Source organism: Sediminibacterium salmoneum NBRC 103935, from assembly GCF_000511175.1.
Classification (GTDB): domain Bacteria; phylum Bacteroidota; class Bacteroidia; order Chitinophagales; family Chitinophagaceae; genus Sediminibacterium; species Sediminibacterium salmoneum.
Map to the genome: position 1 here is coordinate 286,493 of NZ_KI866530.1, position 1,461 is coordinate 287,953.

Annotated in this window: 1 pseudogene; it reads left to right on the forward strand. The window is 41.1% G+C overall.

What is annotated here, in order from left to right:
- Positions 1 to 1,461, forward strand: a pseudogene (locus tag P767_RS15260) (DNA-directed RNA polymerase subunit beta'); the annotation flags it as partial.

Sequence of the window (1,461 nt, forward strand, 5' to 3'; positions counted from 1 at the left end):
AAAGACATGGCTGCTGAATTGTTCAAGCCATTTGTTATTCGTAAATTAATTGAAAGAGGTATCGTTAAAACCGTGAAGTCTGCTAAGAAATTAGTAGACCGCAAAGAAGCGGTTATCTGGGATATTCTTGAAAATATCTTAAAGGGTCACCCGGTATTGTTAAACCGTGCCCCAACACTTCACCGTCTGTCTATTCAGGCGTTCCAGCCTAAGTTGGTAGAAGGTAAAGCCATTCAACTTCACCCATTGGTTACTTCTTCGTTCAACGCGGATTTCGATGGTGACCAGATGGCCGTGCACGTTCCATTGAGCAATGCTGCTATTCTGGAAGCACAGTTGTTGATGTTGTCTTCTCACAATATTCTAAACCCTCAGAATGGTACTCCTATTACCCTTCCTTCTCAGGACATGGTACTTGGATTGTATTATATTACCAAGGGCAGAAAGTCTACAGAAACTGAAACCATCAAGGGACAGGGAATGGCTTTCTACAGCATGGATGAAGTGATTATTGCTTATAACGAAGGCAGAGTAGACTTGCATGCGAATATCAGAGTCAGAACCAACGTTCGTGAGAAAGGTGTTCTGGTGAAGAAATTAATTGATACTACTGTTGGTCGTGTATTGTTTAATCAGCACGTTCCACAGGAAGTAGGTTTTGTAAATGCATTGTTAACCAAGAAAAGCCTAAGAGAAATCATCGGTGATATTATTAAAATCACTGACGTTCCTAAGACAGCTAAATTCCTGGATGATATCAAAACACTTGGATTCCGTATGGCATTCCGTGGTGGATTGAGCTTCAGTGTGAATGACCTGATTGTTCCTGAAATCAGAAATGAATTATTGGAAAGTGCAAAATCAGAAGTGGAAGAAGTATGGGATAGCTACAATATGGGTCTTATTACCAATAACGAGCGTTACAACCAGGTAATTGATATCTGGGGTAGAGTCGATATGAAGATTACCGAATCTTTGATACGCGAAATGACGATCGATAACCAGGGATTCAACTCTGTATTCATGATGTTGGATTCCGGTGCCCGTGGTAGTAAAACACAGGTTAAGCAGCTGGTAGGTATTCGTGGTCTGATGGCTAAACCTCGTAAGAGTGGTAGCTCAGGTTCAGAAGTAATTGAGAATCCGATCCTTTCTAACTTTAAAGGTGGATTGAACGTATTGGATTACTTTATCTCTACCCACGGTGCCCGTAAAGGTCTTGCAGATACGGCCCTTAAAACAGCGGATGCTGGTTACTTGACCCGTCGTTTGGTGGACGTTTCTCAGGATGTGGTTATTTCTGAAGAGGATTGCGGAACCTTACGCGGAATTGCAACTTCTGCATTGAAAGACAATGAAGATGTAATTGAACCATTGGCAGATAGAATTGAAGGACGTACTTCATTACATAATGTTTACCTCGTTATAACTTCGTATAATGTATGCTATAACGAAGTTATT